5 protein-coding genes and 2 pseudogenes are annotated in these 8,687 nt (G+C 48.0%); all 7 read left to right on the top strand.

Annotation, left to right across the window (positions count from 1 at the left end):
• A pseudogene (locus DWX33_RS21840) lies at positions 1 to 1,056 on the top strand (tetracycline resistance ribosomal protection protein); the annotation flags it as partial.
• A complete protein-coding gene (locus DWX33_RS21835; RefSeq protein ID WP_005809248.1) occupies positions 1,053 to 2,174 on the top strand; it encodes an efflux RND transporter periplasmic adaptor subunit in 1,122 nt (373 codons plus the stop codon). The pseudogene DWX33_RS21840 and the gene DWX33_RS21835, both read left to right, overlap by 4 nt.
• Entirely contained in the window at positions 2,171 to 5,284 is a 3,114-nt protein-coding gene (locus tag DWX33_RS21830) for an efflux RND transporter permease subunit (RefSeq protein ID WP_005809243.1), read from the top strand. Before DWX33_RS21835 ends, DWX33_RS21830 begins: the two co-directional genes overlap by 4 nt.
• Positions 5,285 to 6,643, top strand: coding sequence for an efflux transporter outer membrane subunit (locus DWX33_RS21825; protein WP_005809240.1), 1,359 nt, complete (start codon positions 5,285 to 5,287; stop codon positions 6,641 to 6,643).
• 121 nt (positions 6,644 to 6,764) lie between these two features.
• Positions 6,765 to 6,992: pseudogene (locus tag DWX33_RS21820) on the top strand (hypothetical protein); the annotation flags it as partial.
• Positions 6,993 to 6,994: 2 nt separating this feature from the next.
• On the top strand, positions 6,995 to 8,038 hold the full coding sequence (locus DWX33_RS21815; protein ID WP_005809236.1) for an ABC transporter permease: 1,044 nt from the start codon (positions 6,995 to 6,997) through the stop codon (positions 8,036 to 8,038).
• The gene (locus DWX33_RS21810) at positions 8,038 to 8,289 is read left to right on the top strand and encodes an efflux RND transporter periplasmic adaptor subunit (RefSeq protein WP_005809234.1); all 252 of its coding nucleotides are present in this window, start codon (positions 8,038 to 8,040) and stop codon (positions 8,287 to 8,289) included. The genes DWX33_RS21815 and DWX33_RS21810 overlap by 1 nt, the downstream gene beginning before the upstream one ends.
• The last annotated feature ends 398 nt before the right edge of the window (positions 8,290 to 8,687 follow it).

Raw genomic sequence — 8,687 nt, 5'->3', positions numbered from 1 at the left:
ACTATTTATCAGGGCAGAGAGATAAATGTTGATGAAGTGGGTGCCAATGATATCGCGATTGTAGAAGATATAGAAGATTTTCGAATCGGAGATTATTTAGGTGCTAAACCTTGTTTGATTCAAGGATTATCTCATCAGCATCCCGCTCTCAAATCCTCCGTCCGGCCAAATAAGCCCGAAGAGAGAAGCAAGGTGATATCCGCTCTGAATACATTGTGGATTGAAGACCCGTCTTTGTCCTTTTCCATAAACTCATATAGTGATGAATTGGAAATCTCGTTATATGGTTTGACCCAAAAGGAAATCATACAGACATTGCTGGAAGAACGATTTTCCGTAAAGGTCCATTTTGATGAGATCAAGACTATCTACAAAGAACGACCTATAAAAAAGGTCAATAAGATTATTCAGATCGAAGTACCACCCAACCCTTACTGGGCCACAATAGGGCTGACTCTTGAACCCTTACCGTTAGGGGCAGGGTTGCAAATCGAAAGTGACATCTCCTATGGTTATCTGAACCATTCTTTTCAAAATGCCGTTTTTGAAGGGATTCGTATGTCTTGCCAATCTGGTTTACATGGATGGGAAGTGACAGATCTGAAAGTAACTTTTACTCAAGCCGAGTATTATAGCCCGGTAAGTACACCTGCTGATTTCAGACAGCTGACCCCTTATGTCTTCAGGCTGGCTTTGCAACAGTCAGGTGTGGACATTCTCGAACCGATGCTCTGTTTTGAGTTGCAGATACCCCAAGTAGCGAGTTCCAAAGCTATTACAGATTTGCAAAAACTGATGTCTGAGATTGAAGACATCAGTTGTAATAATGAGTGGTGTCATATTAAAGGGAAAGTTCCATTAAATACAAGTAAAGACTATGCCTCAGAAGTAAGTTCGTACACTAAGGGCTTAGGCATTTTTATGGTTAAGCCATGTGGGTATCAAATAACAAAAGACGGTTATTCTGATAATATCCGCATGAACGAAAAAGATAAACTTTTATTCATGTTCCAAAAATCAATTTATGAATTAATACAAAACAAGAAGAAAATATGAACAAGCAATTCATTATCACGAATTTCGCCGCATTTGCTCTCATGCTGTTCCTGCCGACCGGATGCAGGCAGGCGGACGGCAAGCAGGATGCGGTGCAGAGTTATCGGGTCATAAAGGTCGCGGCAAGTCCGGTGGAAATCTCCGAGTCCTATTCCGCCGCCATACGCGGACGGCAGGATGTGGACATCCTGCCGCAAATATCCGGGCGCATTATCCGTCTGAAAGTGAAAGAGGGTGAACGGGTGAAGACCGGTCAAGTATTGGCTGTAATTGACCAAGTGCCCTATCGGGCGGCATTACGCACGGCGCAGGCCAATGTCAGCGCGGCACAGGCAAAAGTGGAAACGGCAAGAATCGAGCTGCGGGGCAAGCAGGCATTGTTTGACGAGAAGGTCATATCCGACTACGAGCTTTCTCTCGCCCGGAACCAACTGGCAGTGGCGTGTGCTGAACTCGAACAGGCAAAGGCACAAGAATCGGATGCACGCAACAATCTCTCCTATACGGAAATCAAAAGCCCGAGCAACGGAGTAGTAGGCACATTGCCCTATCGCATCGGTGCGCTTGTCGGTCCCAATATGGCACAGCCTTTCACGGTCGTGTCCGACAATGCGGAGATGTATGCCTATTTCTCCATTTCGGAGAATATGCTACGGCGATATTCGGCTCGCTATGGCTCGATTGACAGCATGATAGCCGGGACGCCGGAAGTGGGCCTGCAACTCAACGACGGCAGCCTGTACAAGGCGAAAGGACGTATTGAAACCGTAAGCGGCGTGGTGGATCCTGTTACCGGAACGGTACAAATCAAAGCCCTGTTCCCCAATCCCGACCGCGAACTGTTGAGTGGCAGCATCGGCAATGTCATCCTTCAAAACCCGAAAACGGAGGCCGTAACCATTCCCATGACCGCCACCGTGGAACTGCAGGACAAGATTATCGCTTACCGTCTGAAAAACGGACAGGCGGAAGCCGCCTATCTCACGGTGGACCGCCTGAACGACGGCAACCGGTTTATCGTAAAAGAAGGTCTTTCGGTCGGTGACACCATTGTCGCCGAAGGCGTGGGACTGGTGAGAGAAGGCATGAGCATAACCCCTAAAAACGAAACGAAATGAACCTGCGATTTTTTATAGACCGCCCGGTGTTTTCGGGCGTTATCTCGGTGGTGATTGTACTGTTGGGCATGATTTCCATGTTTTCCTTGCCGGTGGAACAATACCCCGACATCGCACCTCCGACCATCAACGTATTCGCAACTTATCCGGGAGCAAACGCTGAAACCGTGCAGAAGGCAGTGATAACCCCTCTGGAAGAAGCCATCAACGGAGTGGAAGACATGACCTATATGACTTCCACGGCATCGAATACGGGAGATGCTTCCATCAACATCTATTTCAAACAGGGAACCAACGCGGACATGGCGGCGGTAAACGTGCAGAACCGCGTGAACGGCGCACTGAGCCAACTTCCGGCGGAAGCCACCAAGACCGGTGTCACCACTGAAAAGCAGCAGAATGCCGAACTGATGACTTTCGCGCTCTATTCGCCCGATGACCGCTTCGACCAGACCTTCCTGAGCAATTACGTGAAAATCAATGTCGAGCCGAGGCTGAAACGTATCAGCGGCGTGGGAAAGGCACAGTTGTTCGGTTCCAACTACAGCATGCGACTTTGGCTGCGTCCCGACAAGATGGCGCAATACGGGCTTATCCCCGATGACATCTCTGCCGTACTTGCACGACAGAACATCGAGGCCGCCACCGGCTCCTTCGGTGCCAATCATCCTACCGCCAATGAATACACGATGAAATACCGCGGACGCTTGTCCGGAGCGGAAGAGTTCGGTGAGCTGGTCGTCAAGTCACTGCCGGGCGGCAATGTGCTTCGGTTGAAAGAGGTTGCCGATGTGGAACTGGGCGATGAATACTACAACTATTCCTCCGAGGTGAACGGGCATCCGGCAGCTATGATGCTCATCAACCAGAAAGCCGGGTCCAATGCATCAAGCACCATCAAGGAGATTCACGAAGTGCTTGACGACCTTAGCCGGGACTTGCCCGAAGGGACGGAATTCGTGGTGCTTACCGATACCAACAAGTTCCTGTATGCCTCCATCCACTCTGTCCTCCGCACCTTATTGGAAGCGATACTTCTGGTCATCGTGGTGGTGTATGTGTTCTTGCAGGACATCAAGTCAACGCTTATCCCTACCATATCCATCTTCGTTTCCATCATCGGCACATTTGCCGTGATGTCCATGATTGGATTCTCCATCAACCTGCTCACCCTGTTCGCGCTTGTGCTTGCCATCGGAACCGTGGTCGATGATGCCATTGTGGTGGTGGAAGCGGTGCAGGCGAAGTTCGATGAGGGCTATCAATCAGCAGTTCTCGCGGCTGATGATGCCATGAAAGGCGTTTCGTCGGCTATCCTGACCTCTACCATAATCTTTATGGCAGTGTTTTTCCCCGTAGCCATGATGGGCGGGACTTCGGGAGCGTTCTACACGCAGTTCGGTATCACGATGGCTGTTGCCGTGGGAATCTCGGCAGTCAATGCCTTCACACTCTCACCGGCACTTTGCGCGCTGCTGCTGAAACCCTATATCGATGAGCAGGGCAACACTAAGAACAATTTTGCAGCCCGTTTCCGTAAAGCGTTCAATGCCGTCTTCGACAGTCTGAGCCGACGCTATGTACGTGGAGTGATGTTCATTATCCATCGCCGATGGCTGTTGTGGAGCATCATAGGCATTTCTTTCGGGTTGCTGGTGCTGCTGGTCAATGTCACAAAGACGGGACTTATTCCCGAAGAGGACACCGGGACGGTCATGGTGAGCATGAACACGAAGCCCGGCACATCCATGGCTCAGACAAGTAAGGTGATGGAGCGTATCAACAGCCGTCTCGACAGCATCGGCGAGATTGAATACAGCGGTGCGGTAGCCGGTTTCTCTTTCAGCGGTTCCGGTCCCTCGCAGGCGATGTATTTCGTGACACTCAAAGACTGGGAGGATCGTAAGGGAGAGGGGCAGTCGGTGAATGATGTCATCGGAAAGATTTATGCCGCCACTTCAGATATTCCCGATGCCACGGTGTTCGCCATGTCGCCTCCGATGATTGCCGGGTACGGCATGGGAAACGGTTTCGAGCTTTATTTGCAGGACAAGGCGGGCGGAAACATCGCCGCTTTCAAGGAAGAGGCGGACAAGTTTGTCGAAGCCTTGTCGCAACGACCCGAAATCGGCGAAGTCTATTCCTCCTTTGCCACGGACTATCCGCAATACTGGGTGGATATCGATGCCGCCAAATGTGAGCAGTCGGGTGTGTCGCCCGCAGATGTGCTTTCCACATTGTCGGGCTATTATACCGGACAATATGTTTCCGACTTTAACCGGTTCTCCAAGCTCTACCATGTGACCATGCAGGCTCCGGCGGAATATCGTGTGAATGCGGAATCCCTGCACCACATGTATGTGCGCGCCTCCGATGGCGGCATGTCGCCTTTGAGCCGGTTCGTGCGCCTGACCAAGACCAACGGCCCGTCAGACCTCACCCGTTTCAACCTGTTCAACGCCATCTCGATTAGCGGGTCGCCGGCGCAGGGTTACAGTTCAGGGCAGGTGCTCGAAGCCATCGGCGAGACGGCACGTGAAGTGCTTCCGTCAAATTACACATACGAGTTTGGCGGCATTTCGCGTGAGGAAAGCAAGACGACCAACAATGCCACGCTTATATTCCTGCTCTGCATGGTTCTGGTCTATCTGATTCTGTGCGCCTTGTATGAGAGCGTGTTCATACCCTTCGCGGTTCTGTTGTCGGTGCCTTGCGGACTAATGGGCAGTTTCCTGTTTGCGTGGCTCTTCGGTCTGGAGAACAACATCTACATGCAGACCGGATTAATCATGATTATCGGCCTGCTTGCCAAGACCGCCATCCTGCTTACCGAATACGCCGGCAAGCGGCGGTCGGAAGGCATGACGCTGGCACAGGCAGCATACAGTGCGGCAAAAGTCCGCCTGCGCCCTATATTGATGACTGTGCTGTCCATGGTGTTCGGTCTTGTCCCGCTGATGATGGCGCACGGAGTGGGTGCCAACGGCAGCCGTTCGCTTGCCACAGGTGTAATCGGTGGAATGATTGTCGGTACTTTGGCTCTGTTGTTCCTTGTGCCGTCATTGTTTATTGTATTCCAATATATTCAAGAACGTGTTAAGCATAATTAAATGAAGAAGACAGTAATATATATCATATTGTCAGGATGGATGTTTGCCGGTTGTGGCACATACAGCCGGTATCATCGTCCTGACCTCTCAACGGAGAATCTGTATCGGGACGTACCGGCGGACATTGATACAACGACCATCGCGTCCCTGTCGTGGCGGGAAATGTTTACCGACCCGAAACTCCAGTCCTTGATTGAAACCGGACTTGAACGGAACACAGACCTCAATGTGGCACGGTTACGCGTGGAAGCGACAGAAGCCGTCCTGATGACTGCCAGACTATCATATCTTCCATCACTGGGACTGACTGCCGAAGGTAATGCCAATAAACATGACGGAGCAACGGCAAAGACATATAATGTGGGAGCGTCGGCAAGCTGGGAACTGGACATCTTCGGCAAACTTACGGCGGCAAAGCGTGGTGCAGCCGCCGCGTTACAAGGAAGCCGTGCCTACCGGCAGGCCGTACAGACACAGCTTGTCGCCACTATTGCAGACAGTTACTACACCCTTGCCATGCTTGACGCACAAATGGCAATAAGTAACCGGACTTTGGAGAACTGGCGGACTACCGTACGTACTCTTGAAGCGTTGAAAAAAGTGGGGAAATCAAACGAAGCCGGCGTATTGCAGGCAAAGGCGAACGTGATGCGACTCGAAGCATCCCTGTTATCCATACGCAAGAGTATTTCCGAAACAGAAAATGCCCTGTCTGCGATACTTGCCATGCCGTCACACTCGATTGGACGAAGTAATCTGGCCGAGGCTGCTTTCCCCGATACTGTCTCGATTGGAGTCCCTTTGCAACTGCTTTCCAACCGTCCCGACGTGCGTCAGGCTGAAATGGAACTGGCGCAGGCGTTCTACGCCACCAATGCGGCTCGTGCCGCCTTCTATCCCAATATTACCCTCTCGGGGACTCTTGGATGGACTAATAACGGCGGTGGCGTAATCGTAAATCCCGGACAATGGTTGCTCAATGCCATCGGTTCCCTGACACAGCCCTTATTCAACCGGGGCACAAACATCGCCAACTTGAAGATAGCCAAAAGCCGTCAGGAAGAAGCCAAACTGTTGTTCCGGCAATCATTGCTGAACGCTGGAAAAGAAGTGAACGATGCTCTGACTGCATGGCAGACGGCAAAATCGCAAATTGAAATCAATGCTCGACAGGTTGAAACATTATGCGATGCTGTGCGAAAGACAGAATCGCTTATGCGTCATTCCAATGCCACCTATCTGGAAGTGTTGACCGCCCAACAGTCTCTTCTCGAAGCGGAAGTGCAACAGCTACAAACTCGTTTTGAACGCATACAAAGTGTAATCAAACTTTATCATGTGTTGGGAGGAGGAATGTAACTGCAATAAATAGAAAAATTTGAAATTATTATTAGTGTTATTCATCTCGGATATTTTTCGTGATTCTGCCGCATGTAGATATTGTACGAAAGCAATATTTGGATTGTAAAATATCAAGCCAATGAAAATACTTTTGCAGCATAAAATATTTATAGGATACTTTCTTTTAATGGCGATCATTGGCAGCATGGTCGCTATTGTTCTGCACGAGCGTAGTCGTGTACAGAAAATAGAGAATGAATCAATCGCTATTTTTCAAACCCAGCACAATATCAATACCACACACCGCTATGTGACCACGTTAGTAACTTATGGTGAATCCGTCATGGTATGGAATGATGAGGATTCTGGGTGAAGTATAAGAATATCAGAGAAGGGGAACAATTGCATTTCGATTTGCATTTTCTTAACCGCATAAAGAAACAGTTCCCGGGGATAAAAGCTATTTCGCCTGAAATAACAGGACCTTATTCGCAAGTGATGAATAAAGCTAAAAGCGGACTTTTTAAGATTATAGGAATCAATGAAAACTATATGGGAATTAAGATACTTAAAATCAACGAAGATGGACGATATTTTAATAAAGGAGATGACGAGAATACCCGTAATGTTACCATTATCGGCGAAAATGTCAGTACGACCTTATTTAATAATCAAAAAGCGTTGGGTAAGTCGATCAACATTGCCGGTATTGATTTTAAGGTGATAGGCGTACTAAAGAATGATGATATTTTCAGCGCTTCGGAAATCAATTCGGTATATGTGCCCTTCTCAAGTTACATAAACTGTATTGACAATAAGACTCCATTGCGCGCTTTCTGTTTATATCTGAACAAAGAAGTTGATTCCAAGCGATTTGAGAATGAGCTGAGAGCCTTCATCGCTAATAAATACCAATTTGCTTATTCTGATAAGCAAGCCTTACAGATAATCAATTTTGAGACACAAACATCTGCTTTTGAGGGACTCTTTGATGGATTGAAAATGTTTATCTGGATCGTAGGAATTTGTTTTCTGATAAGTGGTATTGTTGGAGTAAGCAACATCATGTTTGTCGTGATCAAAGAAAGGAGTAGCGAAATAGGCATCCGTAAGGCTGTAGGAGCAACTCCTAAATCCATTCTTGTGTTAATGCTGACGGAATCTGTCATCATAACTGTAATCTCCGGTATCATCGGATTGATATCAGGTGCAGCTATTCTTGAGATTATAAATTGGTTGCTCGAAAGCGCCCGTCACGCGACAATGATAAAGCATGCAGAAATAGATATAAATGTAGCTGTTCTCGCTTTGGTTATCTTGATTTTGTCCGGTGTCATTGCCGGAGCATTTCCGGCTATGAAAGCATCTGTTATACAACCCATTGACGCCATTAGAAACGAAAATATAGGATAATGAAGACATTTAAGATTATATTAATTTGCATCTTTTCCGCCACACTGGCATTTGTTGCTTTTCGTTCTTCGCTAAGAGGTACAAAGGCAATTTACGAAACTACACAACCACAATATCGCGAGATCAAAGAGGAAATAAACATATCCGGCAATGTTTTTCCGATGAAGGAGATCGAAATAAAATCGCAGATATCGGGAGTCCTGGACAAGATTAATGTTTCGATAGGAGATAAAGTGCGCATAGGAGATTAAATATAAATTCAAGCAATCATAGCCCGTAATTCACTGAATTTGGCTATCTTTGCATAACATTTGAGAAAAACGGCGATTGGCAGGAGCTTTTCGCCGCCAACATATAGGATAAGACCGCAAGGCGTTTCAAGCGAAAATCTGGTAAATTGGAACTACGGAGACGATTGCGTGATGCTTATGCTATGCTTACGCATAGCGTGCATTCACGTACTCTCCGTAAAGGCTTTACCAGAGCCATCGCTTGAAGGTAGTGTGAATTGCACGCTACTTTTTTACCCTTGCCTAACGAAAGGAAACGATTATGGCTCACCCGATAAATCAGGGGGAAAATTCTTTAATTCTATAGAAAATTTGCACCTTTGTACCATGAACAATCAAGGACTATTAGCATTGGCACA

This window comes from Parabacteroides sp. AF19-14 (assembly GCF_003635485.1).
Lineage (GTDB): Bacteria > Bacteroidota > Bacteroidia > Bacteroidales > Tannerellaceae > Parabacteroides > Parabacteroides distasonis.
Note: the sequence above shows the minus strand (reverse complement) of the source record. Positions and strands in the feature narration are given on the sequence as shown.